Source organism: Duganella sp. CF517, from assembly GCF_900110275.1.
GTDB lineage: Bacteria > Pseudomonadota > Gammaproteobacteria > Burkholderiales > Burkholderiaceae_D > Rugamonas.
Genome location: NZ_FODC01000001.1, coordinates 126,655 through 148,269 on the forward strand (window position 1 = coordinate 126,655; position 21,615 = coordinate 148,269).

The window sequence follows — 21,615 nt, forward strand, 5'->3', positions numbered from 1 at the left end:
GGCGTCAATCCGGGCGTTTAGCGACCTGCGCCCGGGGATCGCCGCGCCCACCGGATGAGGCGCGCAACACGACGGTGAAGCGGCTACCGGTCCCCGCGCCGCCGCTGTGCGCCGTCACCTGGCCGCCGTGCAGCACGACGATCTCGCGCGCCAGCGCCAGGCCGATGCCCAAGCCGCTTTGCGCCCGGTCCGGCGCGCGCTCGGCCTGCGTGAACAGGTCGAACACCCGCGGCAGCAGGCGGGCGTCGATGCCGATGCCGTTGTCGCTCACGCTGATCGACACTTCCGCATCGCGCGACGACACGGTCAGGCCGATGCGGCCGCCGGCCGGCGTATATTTCGCCGCGTTGTTCAACAGGTTGACCAGCACCTGCGTCAGGCGGACCTGATCGCCGACGATGGCCGCGCCGCCGGCGTCGCCTTCGACCACCAGCGCATGCTGTTTCGCGGCGATCAGCGGCTGCGACTGTTCGACGGCGCCGGCCACGATCGCCATCGGGTCGAGCAGCGCCCGATCGAGCTCGATCAAGCCGTGGGTGACGCGCGACACGTCGAGCAGGTCGTCCACCAGCGACGTCATGTGGCGCGCCTGGCGGCTGATGATGTCGCTCGACCGGCGCACCTGCTGCTCGTCGCCCGCCTTGAACTGCAGCAGCTGGGCGGCCGACAGGATAGGCGCGAGCGGATTGCGCAACTCGTGCGCCAGCATCGCCAGGAATTCATCCTTGCGCCGGTCCTGCTCCCGCAGCGACCCGTACAGGCGCGCGTTCTCGAACCCGGCGGCGGCGATCGAGGCCAGCTGCACGAGGATGTCCTCGTCCTCTTGCGTGAATTCGCCGTCGAACTTGTCCGAGACCTGGATCAGCCCGATGTTCGCGCCCTTGCGGTCGATCAGCGGCACGGCCAGCCAGCCGCGCATCGGCGGATGGGCGTGGGCCTGGCTGCCGAAGCCCCGCCAGGCCGGATGCGCCTCCAGCTCCTGCTGCGTCAGGCGCATGACCCGGTTGTCGCGGCACACCTGGGCATAAATCCCGGAACCGTCGGTCTTGACCGCGTAGTCGCCGTAGCGGGCATATTTTTCGGACAGCGACACCGCGTTGATCGCCTGCGACCAGCTACCGTTTTCGGTCAGCGAGACGACGGCCTGGTGCGCCTGCAGGATGTCGCGCGCCTCCGCCACCAGCGCCCTGGCGATCTCGTCGCTCGACAACACCGTCTGCAGCGTGCGCGCCGCTTGCGCGACCTTGGCCAGCAGCGCGCTGGTGTGCTTTTCATAGGCCAGGCGCTGGGCCAGTTCGATTTCGGCCATGACCATGTCGTGGATGTCCGTGTTGGCCCCGATCCATTCGCGGATCGCGCCGTCGGCGGCGATGATCGGCACGCCCTTGACGGCGGTCCAGCGGTAGGCGCCGTCGATGCAGCGGATGCGGTATTTGGTCTCGAACACCGAACGCGCCGCCACGCACGCCAGCCACAGCGTCTCCGTCGGCGCGCGGTCGTCCGGATGCAAGGCGTCGAGCCAGCCGAACTCCTTCCATTGGTCGTAGGTCTGGCCGGTGAACGCGCGCCAGGACGGCGAGTCCTCCAGCACCCGGCCGTCCGGGGTGTTGGACCAGACGATCTGCGAGGTCGCCATCACCAGCGAGCGGAAGCGCTCCTCGCGCAGGCGCAGCGCCGTTTCGTTGTGCACGCGTTCGGTGATGTCCTCGTGGATCAGCATCACCTCCAGCACGTTGCCCTCGCCATCCTTGATCGGGTGCGCCCGCGCGGTGACCCAGCGCGCCGGCCCGCTGCCGCCGAGCGCCGTGACGTCATACAGGGCCGACGGGATTTCCACCGACTCCCCGCCCAATGCGCGCTGGAGCAACAACGAGATGCCCGTCTCCACCAATTGCGGATCGCGCAGCACGTTGTACTCGGCGCTGAAGACGAACGCCTTCAATGGCGAACCCTCGTAAATTTGCCACAGGTTCTCCCACGCCTTGTTCACCCGGATCGTGCGTCCGTCCGGCGCCAGGATCTGGATGCTGACGGGCGCCTGTTCGAACAGCGCCTGGAACCTGACGTCAGGCACGGGATGCGATGGTGTGGGGGGCACGGCGTCGGTCGGAGCGGAGGACATGAAATTGGGGTCTCGGGCACTGGGGCCAGCATGATGTCATAGTTTTTGTCCCGGCGGACAGGATTGAATCGAAGCTGCGAATTTGCCCATGGCTTGCGTCACCATTCAACGCGGCGGCGCGCTGGCCGCCACGCCCCCGGCCGTCATGACCACCGGCCGGATCGTGCCGTCGTCGTTGAAGACCATGCGCTCGATCGCCAGTTCGCGATGGTTGCCGTCGACCTCCGTCAACGGACGGCGATGATAGGCGATGTACCACTCGTCGGTCCCCGGCGCATTGACGACGGAGTGGTGGCCGGCCCCGCGGGCGACCCGCTGGTCCTGTTGCAGGATTTTGCCGATGCGCTTGAACGGTCCCAGCGGCGACGCGCTCATCGCATAGGCAACGCTGTATCCCGGGCCGGTCCATTCCCCCTCCGACCACATGAAGTAGTACACGCCCTTGCGCTTGACCATGAACGAGCCTTCGACGTATTCCGGGTCCGGCGTGATCTCCTTGAAGGTCGTACCGTCGGGAAATGGCAGCACGCCGAGCAGGTCCGGCGCCAGCCTGACCACGTTGGCGTGCTTCCAGCCGCCGTAGTACATATAGAACTGGCCGTCGTCGTCCTTGAACACCATCTGGTCGATCGGCTGGGCGCCATTGTGGATTTTCCCGATCAGGGGCCGTCCCAGCGCGTCCTTGAACGGCCCGTCCGGCCGGTCGCTGACGGCCACGCCGATGCCGCCGAGCTGCGCGTCGCTTTTGATGTCGTTGGCGCCGAAAAACAGATAGTATTTCCCGTCATGCTCGATCGCCGAGGGCGCCCACAGGGCGTAGGCCGCCCAGGACACGTGCTCGACATCGAGCACGTGCGGGTGCTTGGTCCAATGCACCAGGTCCGGCGACGAGAAGGCGTTGAAGAAGGTGCTCTTGAGGAACGGTTCCCAGATCAGCTCCGATCGCGCGCGCATGCGCTGTTGCGCGGGCGTGAAGGCCTTCGACCTGTCCGGCGCGCCTTGGTCGGCGGAGTACGTCGGGTAAATCCAGTACGTCCCGTTGAAGAGACGAATCTCCGGATCGGCGTACCAGCCGGGCACGATGGGATTGGCGGCGCCAGCGGATGCCGCCGCGCCCGCGAGGCAGAACGCGGCCAGACAACGCTGCAAACGATTCATGTTGGGCTTCACGGCAATGGGCATGCGCCGATTGTAGCATCGGGCCAAGTCCAGGGTTCGCTATACTTGCGAGGCCTCGTAGCACAACCTCAATCGCCCGAGCGCCCGCCTCACCCATGCTTTTGCCGTTCCCAACGGCACTTGCAGATGGCTGGCGATTTCGGAATGGGACAGGCCTTCGTAGTAGGCCAGCGCCAGCGATTGCCGCTGCGCGGGCTCCAGTTGCGCCAGGCACCGCCCCAGTTCCCGCTTTTCCATCGCAACCGTCAGCAGCTCCAGCGGATCGGCGTGCTCGGCCGCTTGTTCCGCTTCGGGATGCGGGTTGTCGTCCCTGGCGACCAGGGTATCGCCCTCCAGCTTACCTTTGCGCAAATGGTCAAGCGACTTGTTGCGCACGATGCTGATCAGCCACGTCATCGGCGTCGACAGCGGGGCGGCATAACTGCCCGCGTGCTGCCATACGTTGATGAACGCATCCTGCAGGACGTCATCGGCCAGCTCGCGCTGGCGCACGAAGCGCATCGCGACGCCATACAGGTGGGCGGCGGTGAGGTCGTACAGCTGGCGGAACGAAGCGTGGTCGCGCTCGGCGACGCGTTGCAACAGCGTGGCCAGTCGCTGGTTCTCGGGGGATTTGATAAGCATTAACATCTGTATTGGCTTGCCTGTGGCCCGCGCCGACTGCCGGCGCGGGTATTCGATGCAAAATCGGACTCCAAATCGGGCTCAAATCCCGTGACTGGCCTTGAGGATCTCGGCCGCGCGTTCGCCGATCACCACGCAGGGCGCCATCGTGTTGCCGGTGGTGATACGCGGCATGATGGAGGCGTCGGCGATGCGCAGGTTGTCGATCCCGTACACCTGCAGCTTGCTATTGACGACCGACATCTCGTCGCGGCCCATCTTGGCGGTGCACGACTGGTGCCAGTAGGTCACCGCCGCATTGCGCAGATAGGCTTCCATGTCCTGCCGTCCCAGCTTGCCGGGCATGGACTCGCGCTTGACCAGGGAGCTGAAGGCGCTGGCGTTGCCGAGGTCGCGGCACATTTCAACCGAATTCAGCGCGGCCTTGATGTCGTCCGGATCGCCCAGCGTGTTGGCGCGGATCACCACCGGGTCGCTCGCCTCCGCGCCGGACAGCACCACTTCGCCGCGGCTCTTCGGATGCGCCAGGCCGGCAAACATGGTCCAGCCATGCTCCGGCACGCCCAGCGGGGCGGTATCGGCGCTCGGCACCGGGAATTCGACCTGGCAATGCAGCATGTCGGGGGCGTCCAGCGACGCGTCGCTCTTCCAGTACAAGGTCGCCTCGGAGCCACCGGCGCCGACTTCCTGCGGCTCCTTGTATTCCCAGATGCAGCCGAACGACACATGGTCCTGGTGGTTCTGGCCGACGCCGGCCAGCGGCTGGCGCGGCGCGATGCCGTGGCGCCGCAGTTCCTGTTCGGGGCCGATACCGGATTGCATCAACAGCTTCGGCGTGTTGACCGCGCCCAGCGACAGAACCACCTCGCGCGACGCGCGAAACACGCGTTTTTCGCCGCCGACGGTGACTTCGACGCCGGTCACCTTGTTATTGTCGAAGGCGAGCTTGGTCACCAGCGCATCGGTGAGCACGGTCAGGTTCGGCTGCGCCATGCGCGGATAGGTGTAGGAGCGGAACACCGACAGGCGATTGCCATCGCGGATGCGCAAGTCGTTGATGGCGGCGCCGCCGTCGGCCTCCATCATGGCGCCGTTCGGGCTGTCGAAGATGGGCACGCCCAGCGAGCGCGCTGCCTCCAGCATCAAGGTGGCGGTCCGCTGCGGCGATTGCGCCGGTTCCACATACACCGGGCCGCCCTTGCCCCGGCGCTCGGGATCGGCCGGACCGTTCCAGTCTTCGATACGCTGATAGATCTTCAACACCGACGCGTAGCCCCAAGCGTCGTCCCCCGACTGGGCGGCGAAGTAATCCCAGTCGCTGCGGTGTCCGCGCGCCCACAGCATGACGTTGATGCTCGATCCACCGCCCAGCACCTTACCCATGTTCATCGGGATGGCGCGGCCGTTCAGGTGCCGGTTGGGTTCGGCGACGAAGCCCCAGTCGCGTTCCGAGCCCAGGTTCAGCGGCCATTGAGCCGGCTCGATTACGCTGGCCACTTCGTCGCTGCCGCCGGCTTCCAGCAGCAGCACCCGGACTTCGCGGTTTTCCGCGAGTCTCGCGGCAACCACCGAGCCGGCCGAGCCGGAACCGCAAACGATAAAGTCGTACGTCGATGTGAGCGCGGCGCGCAAGCTGGCCTGGTTGGCGCGGACGGCAGCCGCGAAATCGCTTTCGTTGAGTTGAATGTTGTTCATTTTAAAGGTCCGTCAGAGAGTTGGTAAATGGCGCCGTGCATGGCAACCTTGCCATCGACGCATGCCTTCTTGATGCGCATTTTGCCGATTATACTGATTTTGCCGATTTATACTGGGCTTTTTTTCAACTTCTGGCCGTTTTAGTGCCGAATAGGGCATTTACCCGATGCATTCGAACACATCGCCAAGCTTGAGAATTCGCGGTCGGTCACGCTGGCGCTGGCGGGAGTTGGTGCTCGGCGGACACCGACATTCCGCCGCCGGTCGCTGTGAAACGCGGGCTTACGTTATACTCGCACCAATGAAAAGTTCGATTATCACAACGGCGCAGGCGGCGAAAATCCTCGGCGTTTCGCCCCGCACCGCCCAGCTATGGACCGAAAGCGGCGTCATTCCGAACTGGAAGACGCCGGGCGGCCACCGCCGCATGTTCGAGGCGGACGTGCTGGCGGTGCTCAACCGCCACGACGAAATCATCGTCGCGCCGCGCCGGGTGCTGGTGCTGGCGCCGGCCCGGCGCCACGCCAACTGGTCGCAGGCATTCGCCGCGCTCGATATCAGCGAGCTCGATTTCATTGAAGACCCGGTCGCCGCCGCCGTCGCGCTGGGCGCGACCGTGCCCGATGTGTTCGTCGTCGAGGCGGAAGACCTGCACACGCTGCCGCCGCACTTCCTCAAGACCTTGCGCAATATCGCACTGCTGAGCCGGCTGCAAATCGTCATCGCGACCCGGCTGCCGGCCGCCGGCGGCGCGCCGCCGGTCGACCCCGCGCTGCAATTCAAGGTTATCCAGCTGGAACAGGATTCCGGGAAGATGGTCGAGGCACTGGTCCACCACACGCACCTGAAGCACCTGCAGCTGTTGCCCCTGCCGGCGGACTTGCTGAACGCGCCCTACCCGGTCGGTCCCACGGAGGCGGGCCGGCTGCGGGCGGTCCACCGTTCCGGCATCCTCGACAGCGCCAGCGAGGAAGCCATGGACAACCTGACCCGGATCGCCGCCCTCAGCCTGGGAGCGCCGATCGCCCTGATCACCATCCTGAGCGAGGACCGCCAGTGGTTCAAGGCCAAGGTGGGACTGGACATGCGGGACACGCCGCGTAGTTGGGCCTTTTGCAACCATACGGTGCTGCAAGCGGGCATCCAGCAATTTCCCGACCTGGGGTCCGATCCCCGCTTCGCCGACAATCCGGCGGTCGCGGGCGCCCCGCACTTCCGCTTTTACGCCGGCGCGCCCATCACCGACGAGCAAGGCTACGCGCTGGGCTCGCTGTGCATCATCGATATGCAACCCCGCCAGCTCGACGCCACCCAGACGGAAATCCTGGGCCGGCTGGCACGCCTGGTCACGGCCGAAGTCAATCGCGGCGCCCGCCCGGGCGCCACGCGCCGCTGAGTAACAAAGCAGTTCGAAAACAGGTCGAAAACAGGTCAAAAATAGTTCGCCGGAAGTGCGTCCGAAGCGCCGGCCAGTGCGTAAGTAGCGATACACACTGGACCGTCAAAGACTATTTCCGCGATGAATACGCATTCCCGAACCACCCTCGTGGCGCTGCGGCTACTGTTGCTGGCGGCGCTACTGGCCCCCATGGCACCGGCGCTGGCGCAACGCGCGCTGCTGTCTTTTTCCGAGCAGCCGGCAAAATTGATCCGCAAGACCACCGTTTACGACGCCCCGGCCGGGGTCGGCCTGCAAACGGGCGACATTATCGAATCCGGCGTCCGCGGCCTGCAACTGGAATGGCCGGGCGACGCCTTGATCGCGCTGGGACCATCGAGCACCGTGCAATTGGGCGACAGCGGCGGCGCGCCGACCGTCAACCTGCTGCGCGGCTGGCTGAAGATCGCCGCCGGCAAGCGCGCCACCCGCCCGCTGATGGCCCGCGCGGGAACGCTGGAAGTACGCGCCGGCAGCGAAGGCGCGAGCGGCCTGCTGCACCTGACGCCGGACCAGATCGAGTTGTTCGTCGAGCACGGCACCTTGGCGGCAACCGACAAGGAAAAGGCCGGCGCCGCCATGTCCATCAACCGCGAGCAGTACGCGCAGCGCCGCGCCGGCCTGGCCCTGCGCGTGGCGGAGCGTCCGCCGCAGCGGTTTATCGCCGAGATGCCGCGCGCCTTCTTCGACCCGCTGGTCGCCATCGCCGGCCGTGCCAAGCCGGCCGAGGTCAAACCGCTGCGTGAAGCGGGCGCCCGCGACCTGGCGGACTGGAGCAATCTGCCGCCGATCGTCAGCAAACAGCTGGTGGCGCAGTTTTCCACGCGCCTGAGCGACCCGGTATTCGCCAGGGATGCCGAGACCATGCTGGTCGCCAATCCGGACTGGCGCGCCGCCGTGCAACAAGCCGGCAAGGCCAAACGCAGCCTCAACACCATCTCCAACTCCTTGTTTTAATCCATGAAGAAATTTTCCCTTGCCGTCAAATTCAACCTGGTGTTCCTGGCTGTTGCCGTGGTCGGCTTCGCCGCGTCCAGTGTCGTCACCAACGCGCTGCTGATCGACAATGCCCGTGAAGAAACGCTGCAAAACGCCCGGCTGCTGATGCAAGCCTCGGCGGCGGCCGGCAAGTACACCAGCGCCCACGTGGTACCGCTGCTGGAGAACCGGCTCAAGTTCGAATTCCTGCCGGAAGCCGTGCCCACCTTCGCTGCCATCGAGCATCTTAACGAGCTGCTGAAGGCCTACCCGGACTACAGCTACAAGCAGGCGACGCTCAATCCCACCAACCCGCGCAATCGCGCCAGCGACTGGGAACAGCCGCTGGTAAACCAGCTGCGCGCCGAGCCCGGCGTGTCGGAACTGGTGGGCGAGCGCGCCACGCCGGGCGGCCGGGCGCTGTATATCGCCAAGCCCATCACCATCAGCAACGCCGCCTGCCTGGCTTGCCACAGCACGCCGGAGGCCGCGCCCAAGACCATGACCGATATCTACGGCCCCACCAACGGCTTCGGCTGGAAGCTCAACGAAACGGTGGGCGCGCAGATCGTCTCGGTGCCGATGACGGTGCCGCTGGAGCGCGCGACCACGCTGCTGCACACGTATATGTGGTCGTTGCTGGGGATTTTCGCCTTCCTGTTCGTGGCGCTGAACCTCACCGTGCACCTGTTCGTCACGCGCCGGGTCAGCCGTCTGTCGCGCATCGCCGATGAAGTGAGCCTGGGCCGTTTCGACGCCGCCGCCTTCGACATCCGCGATGGCGACGAGCTGGCGCAGCTGGCGCAATCGTTCGACCGCATGCGCACCAGCCTGGCCAGCGCGATGAAGATGCTCGATGACTGAGGCGGCGGTGCTGCCGCAGCGGATCGGCAAGTACCGCCTCGACGGCCTGCTGGGCAAGGGCGCGATGGGCGTGGTGTACCGCGCGCTGGACCCGCTGATCGAGCGCACGGTGGCACTCAAGACCGTGCGCCGCGATCTGGGCAACGAGGAACAGGCGACCGAGATCATCGAGCGTTTTCGCAAGGAGGCGCAGGCGGCCGGCCGGTTGATGCATCCGAATATCGTCGCCGTGCACGAGTACGGCGAAGACGACGAGATCGCCTATATCGCGATGGAGTACGTCGATGGCACGCCGCTGTCGTCGCTGCTCGGCGAGCGGCCCGCGCCGCTGCCGCAGGCGCTGGACTGGTTCAGCGACCTGCTGGCCGCGCTCGACTATTCGCATGCGCACGGGGTGGTGCACCGCGACATCAAGCCGGCCAACCTGCTGGTCACGCGCGACGGCCGCATCAAGATCAGCGATTTCGGCATCGCCCGCATCGAGTCCTCGACCATGACGCAGACCGGCGCCATGCTGGGCACGCCGAGCTATATGTCGCCGGAACAATTCCGTGGCGAGGCGATCGACGGCCGCAGCGACCTGTTTTCGGCCGCCATCGTGCTGTATCAGCTGCTGACCGGCCAGCGGCCCTTTTCGGGTTCGGCCGCGACGGTGATGCAGCAGGTACTCAACCACACGCCGCTGCAGCCGTCGCGCCTGAACGCGGCATTGCCGCCCGGGTTGGACGAGGTCGTCATGCGGGGGCTGGCCAAGGAGCCGGGCCGGCGGCACGCCACGGCGCGCGCCTTCCAGCAGGCGTTGAACGCGGTGTCGCGCGACGGCCCCGGCAGTCCTCCTCCCGGGCAAGAGCCCGACAACGACGCCACCATCATGGCCACACCGGCCGCGTTGCAGGCGCTGACCTCGCAGCCCGGTTGGGCGGACCGTTCGGCGCGGCCCATTACCGGGACGGGGACGGGGACCGGGACGGGAACGGGGACGATGACCGGGACCGGAAGCGGCAGCGGCACGGGAACCGGGAGCGCCAACCACCCGGCCTGGCTGCAAGCGATCTTGCCATCGCTGGAAATGCTGCTCACGCGGCAGATCGGACCGATGGCCAGGCTGCTGCTGCGCAAAATCGCGGCGACCTCGCCGGACTTCGACACGCTGGGCCGCCAATTGCTGGAGCATATCCCGTCGCCGTCGGCCAAGGTGTTGTTTCAGCAGCAAATGGCTGCGCTTGGCGCCGAGTCGCTGCCCGCAACGGCCACCAGCCAGCTGGACACCAGCGGGACGAACTCGACGCTGCCGCCGACCGCGCCCCTGGCTCCGCTGTCGGCGCCACCCCTCACACCCGAATTCGCGACCGCGGTCACGCCGATCCTGGCGGCGGCGATCGGACCGATCGCCGCCATCGTGGTCAAGCGCGCGCTGCGTCAGGCGGTGAGCCGCGACGACCTGATCGCGATGCTGGCCACGCATATCGACGCCGCCCCCGCACGCCACCGCTTTTTGGATAACGCCGCACGCGTCGAGCCTCAACGCCCTCCTGACAACTAAACCGCATCCTCGACCCTAGTTCCGCACGTCGGCAAGCAACAGCTCCGTGAACACGAATGGAACCAGCGAGCGCGCGGACACCACCAGCGAAGGATGAGCCGGCGGTCTGTCATCGCCCAGCCAAAATAAGGCGCGCCCGGAGAGCCCGCCAAGCACGTCGTCTTCCGCACGCGCGGGTGCAAGCGCCAGCAGCGAAGCGTCGAAGGCGTGCGGCGAAAATTCCTCGCCCAACGCGGCCAACGCCATCGCCTCCAGCGAGGCGTACCAAGCCGCCGAAGGCCGGCCGCATCCGCTTCCATCGGCCGCCATGCCGTCCAGGCCGGCCGCTATCGTCAACGGGAAATAGCGCCCTACCCGGTCGACACTGGGCATCAGCACCCCGCCCCATGCCTGCGGCCCGCAAACACCGCCGTCCAGCGCGAAACGCCAGATCGGGCTGTTCAGATAGACGGGCAGCCAGGCATCGCCGAGCCGGTCGCGGCTGTCGGCCATGCCCGCTTGCAGCCAGGCATCCCAAGACTGAAGGAACGCCGCCGGCAGGCGCCGCGCCACGAAGTCGCCATGAGTGGGGAACTTGCCGAAGAACCCGGCTGCGGAATAAGGCGTCGTCATCAAAGGCTGGCCGGGCAGCGGAACTGCTCCAGCGCGTCGCGGCGGAACGGATTAATGACGCTGCTTGCGGTCAATTCGTAGACGGCCTTGCGGCCCTCCAGGTCAAACGTCAGGCGGAAGCGCTCTCCTTGCAATGGCTCCAGCGCGCCACGGTCGACCATGCGCAGCCACGCCCACGGTCCCTCGGTGCGCAGTTCGCTGCGCAACGCCGGCGTGACGTCGAAGCGCACCTGCCCGTTGCCTTTGCCGCTGGGCAGCAACATCGGCGCCGAGCGCGGCGCCTGCCCGGCCTGGAAGGCCAGCTGCTGTCCGTCGATGTCCAGCGTCAGCTGCGACACGCCCGGATCGACGCCCACCGCGCGCAGGTCGAAGCGCAGCGACGGTTGACGGCCGTTGGCGCCAAAGAACATGTCGCGCAGCCGCGCCCCCCGCTGGAACTGGTCCAGCGCTTCCTGCGACATGCCCGCCGCGCCGGCCGTGGCACGCCAGCGCCATTGGCCGCCGCTCATATCGACAAGGGTGGTCAGGTGCTTGCTGAAGAAATCGTCCATCAAGCCGCCAGGACCGAAGAATTTGCCGAAGTCGTCGGCAGTGGCGTCGCGCCCGCTGCCGCGCGTCAGTGGATAGCGGCCGGCGATGGCGTCGCGGCAAAACTGCGCGCCGCTGCCGGCCCACAGCGCGTTCAGGCGCGCCCGCTCGCTGCCCTGGGCCAGGCCGTTGCCGCCGCTGTCCACGCTCTGGAGCAGGGTCGACAACGGCGCCGGCAAGCCCTGCCCGCCCCGCTTCAAGCGTACCAGCGCATCGCCGGCCGGCGCCGGCGCGCCGCTTCTGCGCGCGCTTTCGGCCGCGTCGAAGTACAGCGCCGCGTCCTTGAGCAAGGCCAGCGTCTGGTCCAGAGGCGTCGGCGCCGGGCCTGCCGCCAGTCGATGCATCGCGGCGAAGTGCTGGTCGACCGGCTGCTGCGACGCGGCCACCGGCGCAGGCTCCCCGGTCGTGCCCAGCGCGGACGCCAACTGCCGGCGGGCCGAGTTCAGCTTGTCGCGCACCAGCTTGTCCACCGTCGCCTGCGCGGCGGACGGCTTGACCGCGCCCAGCGTGGTCTCGCGCGCGGCCGCCTGCACCAGCGTGCGCAATGGCGAGTCGACGCCGCCGAGCGCGTTGGTCACCCGCGCGGCCTGGTCCAGGCTGGCCAGCGGCACCAGCCGCACATCGGCCAGGAAACGGTCCCACTGGCCGATGTAGTCGAGAAAATACAACTGCAGCACCGCCGCCCGGATCTGCTCGATGCCGCCGATCGTCGCGGCCGACTCCTGGCGGTCCAGCACCCAGTTGTCTCGCGCGACGTCGGCGACGGCCTGCCAGCTTTGCTCCAGCAGCGCGCGGTAGCCGGCCACGCTGTAGACGCCGCTGACGCCGCGCGATAGCGGCGCCCCGCTGGCGCGCGCGAAGACGCTGGAGCCATCGCGGCCCAGCGCGCCGTTGATGCTAAATTCGGGCAACCGCTCGGCCGCCACCAGGCGCTTGATGCGGTTATAGATCCGCTCCGGCAGCGCCATCCCGGCCAGGGTCAGCCGCACCTGCGCCACCAGTGCGGCGTCGAGCTGGATCGCCTCGGCGTCGGCCTCGTTTTCCAGCAGCGCGGCGACGTGCGCCAGCAGTTGCTCGCGCTGCGTTTCGCTGGCGTCCGGCAAGGTGCCGCGCCATTCGAACTCGACCCACGCCTGCACCGAGGCGGCGTCGAAGTACTGGTGCTGGCCCAGCATCAGATACACCCGCAAGGTTTCGTAAAGGAAGTCTTGCTGGTTGGCGTCGCCCCGGCGCAGCGCCCCTTCCATATTGGCGACGATGCGCGGCAACAACGCGCTGCGCAGCGCCCGGCGGTAGGCGTTGACGGCGCCGTCGCCCAGCTTCTCGCCTTGGTACAAGCTCATGCGGCTGAACAGCGGAACGCTGGCCTCGCGCTCGGCATAACCGGCCGGCAAGTCGCGCGCGGCGTTCAACACCGGCAAGGCCACCAGCGCATTGCCGGCCGCCGGGGTGGCGGCGGCCAGCCTGGACAGCTCGGTGGCGGCCGCCGCCGAGCGCGCCACCAGCGCCTGGTTGCGGCCGTAGCTCACCGTCAGGCCCACGGCCAGCGACACCGCCAGCAGGCCGGCGGCGGCCAACGCGCCCCATTCGACCCACTGGCGGCGCCGCTCGGCGGCTTGATTGACGCCGGCCAGGCCGGCCTCCTTGAAGATCACTTCGCGCAGCAGGCGCGTGAGGAAATAACTGCGCCCGGCGCCGGCGCCGGCCGGCAGCACCTTGCGGCCCAGGCCGAACGAGGCCGCCAGCGACGCCATCACGCGGTCGATCGGACTGCCCTCCTGCGTGCCGCTGGTGAGGTACACGCCGCGCAGCAGCGCCGGCTGTTCATAGCGGTTCGGTTCGAACACGGCGTTCAGGAAACGGCCCAGCACGTCGCCGATGGCGGCGAACTGCTGCGGGAAGCCGTACAGCAAGGCGCGCCGCTGCAAATCGCGCTCCTTGTGCATGCGCTGCAACACGCGCGCTTGCAGCTGGCGCTCGAGCGCCTCGAACTCGGCCGGAAAGCCGGCCAGCGCCGCCGCCGGCGTGCCGTCGGCCGGCAACGGGAAGGTCACGCCCCACACCTGCGCGCGCTCGTCGCGGCCCATGGGCTCGAAGAATTCCGCGAACCCGGCCAGCAGGTCGCTCTTGGTCACCATCACGTACACCGGGAACGCCTGCCCCAGCTGCTCGTGCAGCTCGTGGATGCGGGCGCGGATCGCCAGCGCCTGGGCCTGGCGCGCGGCCTCGCCCTGTTGCAGCAAGTCGGCCACGCTGATGGCGACGATGATGCCGTTGACCGGACGCCGGCGACGGTATTTTTTCAGCAAGCCGAGGAAGCCGGTCCAGGCGGCCTTGTCGACTTCGGCGTAGCTGTCCTGCGTGGTGTAGCGGCCCGCCGTGTCGAGCAGCACCGCCTCGTCGGTGAACCACCAGTCGCAATGGCGGGTGCCGCCGATGCCGCCGATGGCGCCGGCGCCCAGCGCGTCGGCCAGCGGGAATTGCAGGCCGGAGTGCGTCAGCGCGGTGGTCTTGCCGCTGCCCGGCGCGCCGACGAAGACATACCACGGCAGCTGGTACAGGTACTGGCCGCTCACCTTCCAGCCGGGATTGGCCTTGCGCAGCACCGCCATCGCCGAGCGCATGCGCTCGCCCAGCAGCGCGATCTCGGCCGCCGATGCGGCGGACTGGCTCGTATCGGCCGAACCCGGGGCGGCCCCGCCGGGCGCGGCGACGCCGGCCATCAAATGGCCGTTGCGGCGGCGCGCCATCCACAGGCGCCAGCCCAGCCCGGCGCCAGCCGCCGCCCACACCAGCGCGATCAACGTCCAGCGCGCCGCGGCCGACGCCAGCGGCTCGCTGCCGTCGAACGCCAGCAGCGGCCCCTCGTACCAGATCAGCAAGGCCAGCAACAGCAGGCCGACCACCGACAACACCCATGGCTTCATCAGCCAGTTCAATATACGTTTCATACCTTGCGCTTCTCCTGGTCGCCGCTTACCGCGGCTGTGGCGGCGTCAACACGACGATCTCGACGCGGCGGTTGCGGGCGCGATTGCCCGCGTTGTTATTGGGCGCCACCGGTTCGGTGTCGCCGCGCCCCTCGCTGCTGTAGCGCGTCGGCGGCCCGGAACGCTCGGCCAGCAAGCCGGCGACGGTGCGCGCGCGCGCCTTCGACAGGTCGTAATTGGACGGCAGCCGCGCCGACACCGCCGGCTTGGTATCGTCGGTGTGGCCGATCACCAGCACCTTGCCGGGCACCGCTTCGAGCGCCGTGCCGATGCGCAGCAACACGGGCAACTGGCTGCGCGCCACCTCGGCGCTGCCGGAGGCGAACACGCCGTCGCCGCGCAAGGTCACGGTGGAGCGGTCGGCGGTCTCGGTGACGCCGACCAGTCCGGCGGCGATCTCCGGCGCCAGGAAGCGCGCCACCCGCGACGGCGCCGGTCCCGGCGGCAGCGCGATCGGGGTGCGCGGCGGCGGCGCCACGCGCAACGCTCCGAGCTGGGCGAACACCGGATCGGAGGCGCGGTTCAACCACCAGCTGTAGGTCAGTTGGAGCATCAACAGTACGGCGGCAGCGGCCGCCGCCAGCACCCATAACGGCACGCGCCGCAGCATCGAGCGTTGCGGCGCGGGCGCGCCGCGCCAGCGCGGCGACAGGTCCGCCTCCAGCGGGCCATGCTGGCGCTGGACCATCAACAGCAGGCGGTCGCGCAGCGTCGCCAACTGGTCCTGGCCACGGTCGATGACACGGTAACGCCCCTCCAGTCCCAGCGACAGGCAAACCAGCATCAATTCCAGCACGTCCAGGTTGGCGCGCGGATCCTGGCTGAGCCGCTGCAGCACGACGAAGAACTTTTCACCGCCCCACGATTCGTTGTGGAACGCGGCCAGCAGGCTGCGGCTGTTCCACACGCCGCCGCCCCAAGGGGTGCTGGAAATCGTCTCGTCGAGCAAGGTGCACAGCGCGTAGCGCGCGGCGGCCACCGTTTCGACGTCGGCATGGCCGGCGCGGGCGGCGGCCTCGAACCGGCGCACCTCGTCCGTGAGACGCTGGCGCAGCAGCTCCATGTCCGGCGGCGCCGGCAGCAAGCGCAGCGGCACCACCAGGTCCAGCAAGGCGTTGGCGGCCTGCACCAGCGGGTTGAGGCCGCGCCCGTGCAGCGCCGGGGTACCGGCCATGCCGGTGCTTGCGGCGGCAGGGTGCGCGGCCGGCGGCGCGGCGCCCCGCCCGACACCGGCGGCGGCCTGGGGCCGGGGCTGGGGACGGCGCCCGCCCGGCGTCGGGATCAGCACCGTGCTATCGGGATCTTGCGTGGCGTCGAATGGCGTATCTTGATTCACCGGAACCTCTTTAATGACTTTTTCGGATCGCCCAGAACTGCATCCGCAGTCCCGGGAAGTTGTCCACCACGTGCATGGCGAAGCCGGCCGAGTTGTTCAATTGCGACCAGTACTCGCTGGTACGGTCGAGTTCGAAATAGGTGTAGCCGGACAGGAACGGCAACTGGCGCGGCGCCACCGGCAGCGGCCGCAGCGCGATGCCCGGCAGTTGCAGGTTGACCAGGTCGCGGATTTTTTCCACCGAACCCATCTTGACCTGCGGCGGGAAGCCGTTGCGCACCGCCTCCGGCGGCAGATCGGCCGACACCGCCAGCACGAAGCTGGCCGAACGCAGCAGCGTTTGGTCCGGCAGCACCGCCACGCGGATGCCGAACTGGCGCTCTTCGAGCGGAATGGCGACCGCGTGCGGGTCCATGACGGCCGACAGCGCGCGGCGCAGGTCCAGCATCAGCGGCGCGAAGGTCTCCGCCAGCGCGCCGTGGCGGTAGGTCGGATAACGGGCGCCCCGCTTGTCGGGACGGGTGAAAGTTGCCAGTTCGCCCGCCAGCTGGACCAGCTCGCGGTACAGCGTTTCCGGATGCAGGCCGGTCATGCCGGCCAGGTGCGTGACGAGCGGCTGGCTGCGGTTGAGCACTTGCAGCAGCAGGAAATCGGCGATTTCCGCCGCACCGGCGCTGCCCGGCTGGGACAGGCGCACCGCCAGCGCCTCGCCGCGCTGGTTCAGCAGACCCAGCAGTTCGTCGAGGAAGCCGCCCAGCGCCGGCGCGGCGCGCACCTCCAGCGCAGGCGGGCAATAAGCGGGATCGAGCACCACGCGGTTGTCGGCGCGCCGTTCGACGATGCGCGCCACCCCGAGCGTGGCGTAGGCGTCGGCGACGTCGTTTTCCAGCGCCAGGCGTAGCCGCAATTTACCGACCGTCATCAGCGCGCTGTTGTCGAGGCCATTGCTGTCCCAGGCCTCGTGTTCGGCGCCGCGATGGCGCGCGAAGTTGTCGTGGCCGGGACGGTCGTCTACTTCGGCCACGCCGTGGCGCCGGGTCGGCAGGGCCAGCACCACCGTGATGTCGCGCGCGTCGGCCGGAATGTCGATCGGCGGCGGCAGCTCGTCCTCGGTGGGCGCGCCGACCGGCGTGCCGTCCGGCAGCACGGCGCTGAACGACGACAGCGCCAGCTTGCCCAGCGCCAGTTGCTGCTGGTCGATTTCCAGCGCCGCTACGCCCCAGGCGTACGGCCGCAGCGCGCCGACGCGCGCCTCGAGATGGGTGTGCAGATAACGGTCATGCTGCTGCAGGTGCTGGGGCTGCAACAGCATGCCCTCGGACCAGACTACTTTGCTATTCCACGACATGGAGCGACTTTCTGTATCAAATATGGGTGGGTGGGCGTTCGCCGCGCAGGCGCTCGACCTGCTGCGCGTAGGCGCCGGAGAATTTTTCGCCGAACAGGCGCTGCAAATCGTCGTCGGCGTCGCGCGCCAGCTCGCCGTAGAGTTCGACCAGGCGGTCCCACATGCGGGCCTTGCGGCTGGCCGGCAGCAGCTTGTCGAGGCGGCCGGGTTCGGCCAGCCGCTGTTCGATGCGGGCAGGATCGAAGCGCTGCACCACGGCCGCCAGGGCGGCGCGCATGCCGGCGATGACCGCCAGCTCGTGCGCCTTCAGGTCGTCGAAAGCGCCGCCGATGGCGGGCAATGGCGGCAGGTAGCCGGAGATCTGCGCGCCCAGCATTTGCGTCAGCGCGCTGTCGGCGTCCGGGAAGAACTTCAGCGGATTGTTGGCGCGCGGGGCGATCATGGTCATGTCGATGTGGCTCTCGCGCTTGGTCAGCGTGCGGGCCATCAGCACATCCATAGTGCCGGCGGTGGCGGCGCGCAGCATCTCGCCGACCAGGTGCGCCAGTTGTTCGGGCGTGTGGCTGGAACGCAGATGGGGCAGTCCTAGACCTTCCAGCAATGCTTGCAGGACCGCGTTGCCATCGGCCGAACGCGGAACAGGTGCAGGCGCTGCTTGCGGCAGCGCTTGCACGGGTGCTTGTTGCGGCGGCGCGGCATGCATGGCGGGCGGCGATGGCTGCGGCGGCGCGGCTTGCGCGCTCGCCGGTGACGCGACCGCGGGCGAAGCGGACCATGCCGCCGCGGCCGGCGGTGCGGCGCCCGGCGCGGGTGCCTGCAAATCGGCCAACAAATCATAGTCGGCCGGGATCGACATCGGCGCTGCGGACGGCGCCGGGTACGCCTGCAGTTCCGGCGACACATGGTCGTGCTGCGCGGCGCGCGCGACCGCAGCCGGCGCCATGCCGGCGAACAGGTTCAGCCCGAGCGGATCGGCCAGTACATCATTGCCGGCGGGCGCCGCGCCGCCGTCGAGAATGCGCGCCCCCGCCAGCGCATCGAATCCCTCCGAGGCAATCGGCGCCGGCGATGGCGACGGCAGCATGGGTTCGAACGTCGGCAACGGCGTCGGCGCCTGGACCGGCGGCGGCACGAAGGGAGGCGGCGCCATCAGCGTGGCGTCGGCGGACGGCTGCGCCGGTACGTCCGGCGCCATCAACGACGCCAGCACGACATAATCGCCCAGCACGATGCGGTCGCCGTCGGCCAGCGCGATATCGACACCGGCGCCCAGCGGCCGGCCGTTGACGATGCTGGGATTGCTGCCCGCATCGGTCAGGTAATAGCGGTCATCGCGCCAGGTCACGCTGGCGTGGCTGCGCGAAATATACTTGCCCGGATCGTCCAGCACCAGCACATTGCCCGGCGCCCGCCCGATCATCCCGCCTTCCAGGCCGAAACTGGCGTGCAGCGGCTCGGCCGGTGGCTGATCGCGGTAACGCTCGACACGCAGCAGCAGTTGCGGCATCGCCGCTTCATTCATATCCATATCGCTTCCTTATTTCTTGCCGTCGTCGGCTTCTTGCGGCGCGGTTGGCGGCGCCGCCGGCGGCACGGTGGCCGCCAGCACGGCGGCGTTGACCACGGTCGATGCGGACGGCATCGGGATGGGAATGGTGGAGCCGACGATCACCGCCGGTCCGATGCTCAGGAACGCCGCCCCCGCCTTCAGGGTGATGTTGGCCCCCGCCTCGATCACCACGTTCATGCCGGCCTTGATATGCACCGTCTGTCCGGCATGCAGCGCGGCTTTAAGCCCGCCCTTGAGCGCCATGTTCATCGTCGCCGAGTGCGACGCCGAACCCTCGGCGACTTCGATGCGGTCGCCGCCGACCTTCAAGTGGCGGTCGCCGCCGACCTCTTCGAAACTGTCCTTGACCACCATCGCGTGGCGGTCGCCGCCGATCCACGCCAGCGCATCGCGCCGCACGCGCTGCTCCAGATCACGGCCGGCATGCAGATAGAACTGCTCCGCGCCCTTCTTGTCCTCGAAGCGCAGCTCGTTGTAGGCGCCGCCGCCGACCGAGGAGTTGCTTTTGATGGCCGAGCGGGTCGCCTGCGCCGGCAGCGGATACGGCGGCATGTGGTCGGCGTTGTAGACCGCGCCGGTCACCAGCGGCCGGTCCGGGTCGCCCTCGAGGAAACTGACGACCACCTCCTGCCCTATGCGCGGCAGGAACATCGCGCCCCAACGCTTGCCGGCCCAACCCTGCGCCACGCGCACCCAGCACGAGCTCATCTCGTCTTCCTTGCCGATCCGGTCCCAGTGGAACTGCACCTTGATCCGGCCGTACTTGTCGGTCCAGATCTCCTCGCCGGCCTTGCCGACCACGATCGCCGTTTGCGGCCCCTGCACCACCGGCTTGCGCGCGACGGAAGGCGGCCGGAACTCGGTCTGCCTGGCGATGGCGGTAAAGGCGCAGCTGAGCACCGGCTCCGCCTCGGCCGGACCGGTCGGCTCGTAGGTGTCGGACGCCAACGCATACTGCGCGCCGATGACCAGGTACTCGCGGTTCTGGTCGCCGCGCGGGTGTTCGGTCAGCTTGAACAGGCTGCCGGGGAAAAGTCCGCGCGCCCGCGTGGCCGCCTGCACCCGCTGATAGCTGGCGTGGCGGGCGTCGAGCCGGTGGCGGGCGTAGGCCTCGCCGGCCGCGCGCTCGGTATAGTTGCCGGGATAGTCGAACGACTCATGGCGCGATTGCGCATAGCCGCGCGCCATCGACGACTTGACCAGCAGGTTGGCCGACGGCTTCTCGAAGTCGAAGTCCTGCAGGCTCTGCACGCCGCTCTCGATCCCGCCGCCCATGTGCCATTCGTAGACCACTTCGCTTTCGCGCATCGCGTGGTCGGCCGCCGGCATGAACAGCAGCGAGGCGTAGCCCGGCGCCGGCCGGTGCGCCGCGTACGAATCGGCCAGCACCATCGTGTGGCGTCCCGCCACGCTCTTGAAATAGTAATAAATGCCTTCGCGCTCCATCAGCCGGCTGACGAAGTTGAAGTCGGTCTCGCGATACTGCACGCAATACGGCACCGGCTTGTAGGCGGCGCTGAGGCCGGCCGTGTCGAAGTCGGCGATCGCATAAGGCGCGAACACGGCCTTGATGATGTCGGGCACGCTCTTTTCCTGAAAAATCCGGCAGTCCGACGAGCGTGTGAGGAACCACAGCCATGGCCGCACCGTCGCCTGGTAGGTCAGGAAGCGTCCCTGGCGCCCGGTCAGCGCGAACCGCGTAATGAAGCCATTGAAGTAGCGCTGGCCGCCCTTGGGCAGGTCGACCTTGACCGTGACCAGGGTCGCCAGCAACTGATCGAGCTGGAGGTCGGCGCGTTCGCTGTACAGTTCCAGCTCGTATTCGCTCAGCTGCGACAGGCCCTCGCCGGCGCGCATGCGGCGCAGCAGCAGGACATTCGCGCCAAGCACGCAGTCGATCGATATTTCACGCTGATTCTGGGTGGTTGCCATGTCTACCTACTATCCTTAACCATGGGGATCAGTCCGATTTCATCGCGTCGGCGAGGGCGTTGGTCATGATGCTCTCGTAGTTCATGCTGATGATGGCGACGATGATCTCCTTGGCCAGCGCGGATGCCACGCCGGTGCCCTTTTCCGACAGCTCGACCAGGTTGCCTGCGCAGTTGCGGCGATGCACGCCCTTGGTGCCTTGCACGAACTTCGACACCGCCTTGCCGGCGCGTACCAGCGGCACCACCGGCTGGCCCACCAGCGCGGCGTTGGCGACGCCTTTCTTGAACTTCACATTCTGCTTGGCGAGGCAGTAGGTGATGGCGTCCTGCACCAACAGCAGATCCGGGCTTAACGGTACGGGCTGGCCATTTAGCTTGGTCTGGATGCTCTCCAGCTTGGCGATCGTTTTGCTCGCGTCATAGGCTTTCAAGCCGCCGGTGACCGCCGTGGCGACCACCCCCAGCACGGTGCCGGCGACCGCGCCGGCCGGCCCCGCCAGCTGGGAAAAATTGGCCATGCCGGCGGCGACGCCGGCGCCGGCGGTCAGCAAGGTGGTCGTGGCGACGCGACCGTCGACGCTGCGCACCACCTTGCCGTTGGCGTCCTTCTCGACCGTCAGCAAACCGGTGGTGCCGGACAGCCCACCTGCGGTGGCCAGCCACGTGCCGACCGCCGCGCCGCCCGTCATTTGCGATTCGCCCACCGAACCCTGGTTCGGGTCATACACCCATGACGGCTTGCCGCCAACGCCGGTCATCTCTACGCCCATAGCAATTCTCCAATTCTAAAATGT

15 protein-coding genes are annotated in these 21,615 nt (G+C 68.0%); 4 read left to right on the forward strand and 11 right to left on the reverse strand.

Annotated elements, in window-relative coordinates:
* Positions 1-4: 4 nt before the first annotated feature.
* From BMX85_RS00505 to BMX85_RS00520, 4 genes are all read right to left on the reverse strand, one after another.
* A complete protein-coding gene (locus tag BMX85_RS00505) occupies positions 5-2,122 on the reverse strand; it encodes a PAS domain-containing sensor histidine kinase (RefSeq protein ID WP_090313606.1) in 2,118 nt (705 codons plus the stop codon).
* Between the two features lie 105 nt (positions 2,123-2,227).
* Complete coding sequence (locus BMX85_RS00510) at positions 2,228-3,280, reverse strand: glycoside hydrolase family 43 protein (protein ID WP_090313608.1); 1,053 nt, start codon at positions 3,278-3,280, stop codon at positions 2,228-2,230.
* Positions 3,281-3,340: 60 nt separating this feature from the next.
* The gene (locus tag BMX85_RS00515; protein ID WP_090313610.1) at positions 3,341-3,925 is read right to left on the reverse strand and encodes an RNA polymerase sigma factor; all 585 of its coding nucleotides are present in this window, start codon (positions 3,923-3,925) and stop codon (positions 3,341-3,343) included.
* Positions 3,926-4,006: 81 nt separating this feature from the next.
* Entirely contained in the window at positions 4,007-5,620 is a 1,614-nt protein-coding gene (locus BMX85_RS00520) for a GMC family oxidoreductase (RefSeq protein WP_090313612.1), read from the reverse strand.
* A gap of 301 nt (positions 5,621-5,921) precedes the next feature.
* Between BMX85_RS00520 and BMX85_RS00525 the strand changes: the two genes are divergently transcribed.
* The 4 genes from BMX85_RS00525 to BMX85_RS30355 all read left to right on the forward strand — a co-directional run bounded on the left by BMX85_RS00525 (position 5,922) and on the right by BMX85_RS30355 (position 10,443).
* The gene (locus BMX85_RS00525; RefSeq protein WP_177196609.1) at positions 5,922-7,016 is read left to right on the forward strand and encodes a GAF domain-containing protein; all 1,095 of its coding nucleotides are present in this window, start codon (positions 5,922-5,924) and stop codon (positions 7,014-7,016) included.
* Positions 7,017-7,139: 123 nt separating this feature from the next.
* Entirely contained in the window at positions 7,140-8,015 is an 876-nt protein-coding gene (locus BMX85_RS00530) for a hypothetical protein (RefSeq protein ID WP_143067863.1), read from the forward strand.
* Positions 8,016-8,018: 3 nt separating this feature from the next.
* Positions 8,019-8,900, forward strand: coding sequence for a c-type heme family protein (locus BMX85_RS00535; protein ID WP_090313618.1), 882 nt, complete (start codon positions 8,019-8,021; stop codon positions 8,898-8,900).
* Positions 8,893-10,443 carry a serine/threonine-protein kinase gene (locus tag BMX85_RS30355; protein WP_218147289.1) on the forward strand — a complete coding sequence of 517 codons (1,551 nt, stop codon included), beginning with the start codon at positions 8,893-8,895 and terminating at the stop codon, positions 10,441-10,443. The genes BMX85_RS00535 and BMX85_RS30355 overlap by 8 nt, the downstream gene beginning before the upstream one ends.
* Before the next feature lie 15 nt (positions 10,444-10,458).
* Here BMX85_RS30355 and tagF read toward each other — a convergent pair whose 3' ends face one another.
* The 7 genes from tagF to BMX85_RS00575 are packed head-to-tail and all read right to left on the reverse strand — an operon-like array spanning position 10,459 to position 21,591.
* Positions 10,459-11,055: a type VI secretion system-associated protein TagF gene (gene tagF / locus BMX85_RS00545; RefSeq protein ID WP_090313620.1), complete on the reverse strand. Its 597-nt coding sequence runs from the start codon at positions 11,053-11,055 to the stop codon at positions 10,459-10,461.
* On the reverse strand, positions 11,055-14,594 hold the full coding sequence (gene tssM, locus BMX85_RS00550) for a type VI secretion system membrane subunit TssM (RefSeq protein ID WP_090313621.1): 3,540 nt from the start codon (positions 14,592-14,594) through the stop codon (positions 11,055-11,057). Before tssM ends, tagF begins: the two co-directional genes overlap by 1 nt.
* Positions 14,595-14,619: 25 nt before the next feature.
* Positions 14,620-15,969, reverse strand: a complete 1,350-nt coding sequence (gene icmH / locus BMX85_RS00555; RefSeq protein WP_090313623.1) for a type IVB secretion system protein IcmH/DotU — start codon at positions 15,967-15,969, stop codon at positions 14,620-14,622.
* Between the two features lie 10 nt (positions 15,970-15,979).
* Positions 15,980-17,317, reverse strand: coding sequence for a type VI secretion system baseplate subunit TssK (gene tssK / locus BMX85_RS00560; RefSeq protein WP_090313625.1), 1,338 nt, complete (start codon positions 17,315-17,317; stop codon positions 15,980-15,982).
* 16 nt (positions 17,318-17,333) lie between these two features.
* The gene (gene tagH / locus BMX85_RS00565; protein ID WP_229210218.1) at positions 17,334-18,845 is read right to left on the reverse strand and encodes a type VI secretion system-associated FHA domain protein TagH; all 1,512 of its coding nucleotides are present in this window, start codon (positions 18,843-18,845) and stop codon (positions 17,334-17,336) included.
* 9 nt (positions 18,846-18,854) lie between these two features.
* Positions 18,855-20,819, reverse strand: coding sequence for a type VI secretion system Vgr family protein (locus tag BMX85_RS00570; RefSeq protein WP_090313629.1), 1,965 nt, complete (start codon positions 20,817-20,819; stop codon positions 18,855-18,857).
* Between the two features lie 28 nt (positions 20,820-20,847).
* The gene (locus BMX85_RS00575) at positions 20,848-21,591 is read right to left on the reverse strand and encodes a hypothetical protein (protein WP_143067864.1); all 744 of its coding nucleotides are present in this window, start codon (positions 21,589-21,591) and stop codon (positions 20,848-20,850) included.
* Between the last annotated feature and the right edge of the window lie 24 nt (positions 21,592-21,615).

Bases quoted from the DNA above. Each gene is read 5' to 3' on its own strand.
- BMX85_RS00530 (WP_143067863.1), top strand. From the start codon at position 7,140: ATGAATACGCATTCCCGAACCACCCTCGTGGCGCTGCGGCTACTGTTG.
- BMX85_RS00510 (WP_090313608.1), bottom strand. From the start codon at position 3,280: ATGAATCGTTTGCAGCGTTGTCTGGCCGCGTTCTGCCTCGCGGGCGCG.
- BMX85_RS00505 (WP_090313606.1), bottom strand. From the start codon at position 2,122: ATGTCCTCCGCTCCGACCGACGCCGTGCCCCCCACACCATCGCATCCC.
- BMX85_RS00575 (WP_143067864.1), bottom strand. From the start codon at position 21,591: ATGGGCGTAGAGATGACCGGCGTTGGCGGCAAGCCGTCATGGGTGTAT.
- tagH (WP_229210218.1), bottom strand. From the start codon at position 18,845: ATGGATATGAATGAAGCGGCGATGCCGCAACTGCTGCTGCGTGTCGAG.
- BMX85_RS00525 (WP_177196609.1), top strand. From the start codon at position 5,922: ATGAAAAGTTCGATTATCACAACGGCGCAGGCGGCGAAAATCCTCGGC.
- BMX85_RS00535 (WP_090313618.1), top strand. From the start codon at position 8,019: ATGAAGAAATTTTCCCTTGCCGTCAAATTCAACCTGGTGTTCCTGGCT.
- BMX85_RS00570 (WP_090313629.1), bottom strand. From the start codon at position 20,819: ATGGCAACCACCCAGAATCAGCGTGAAATATCGATCGACTGCGTGCTT.
- BMX85_RS00515 (WP_090313610.1), bottom strand. From the start codon at position 3,925: ATGCTTATCAAATCCCCCGAGAACCAGCGACTGGCCACGCTGTTGCAA.
- BMX85_RS30355 (WP_218147289.1), top strand. From the start codon at position 8,893: ATGACTGAGGCGGCGGTGCTGCCGCAGCGGATCGGCAAGTACCGCCTC.
- tagF (WP_090313620.1), bottom strand. From the start codon at position 11,055: ATGACGACGCCTTATTCCGCAGCCGGGTTCTTCGGCAAGTTCCCCACT.
- tssM (WP_090313621.1), bottom strand. From the start codon at position 14,594: ATGAAACGTATATTGAACTGGCTGATGAAGCCATGGGTGTTGTCGGTG.
- tssK (WP_090313625.1), bottom strand. From the start codon at position 17,317: ATGTCGTGGAATAGCAAAGTAGTCTGGTCCGAGGGCATGCTGTTGCAG.
- BMX85_RS00520 (WP_090313612.1), bottom strand. From the start codon at position 5,620: ATGAACAACATTCAACTCAACGAAAGCGATTTCGCGGCTGCCGTCCGC.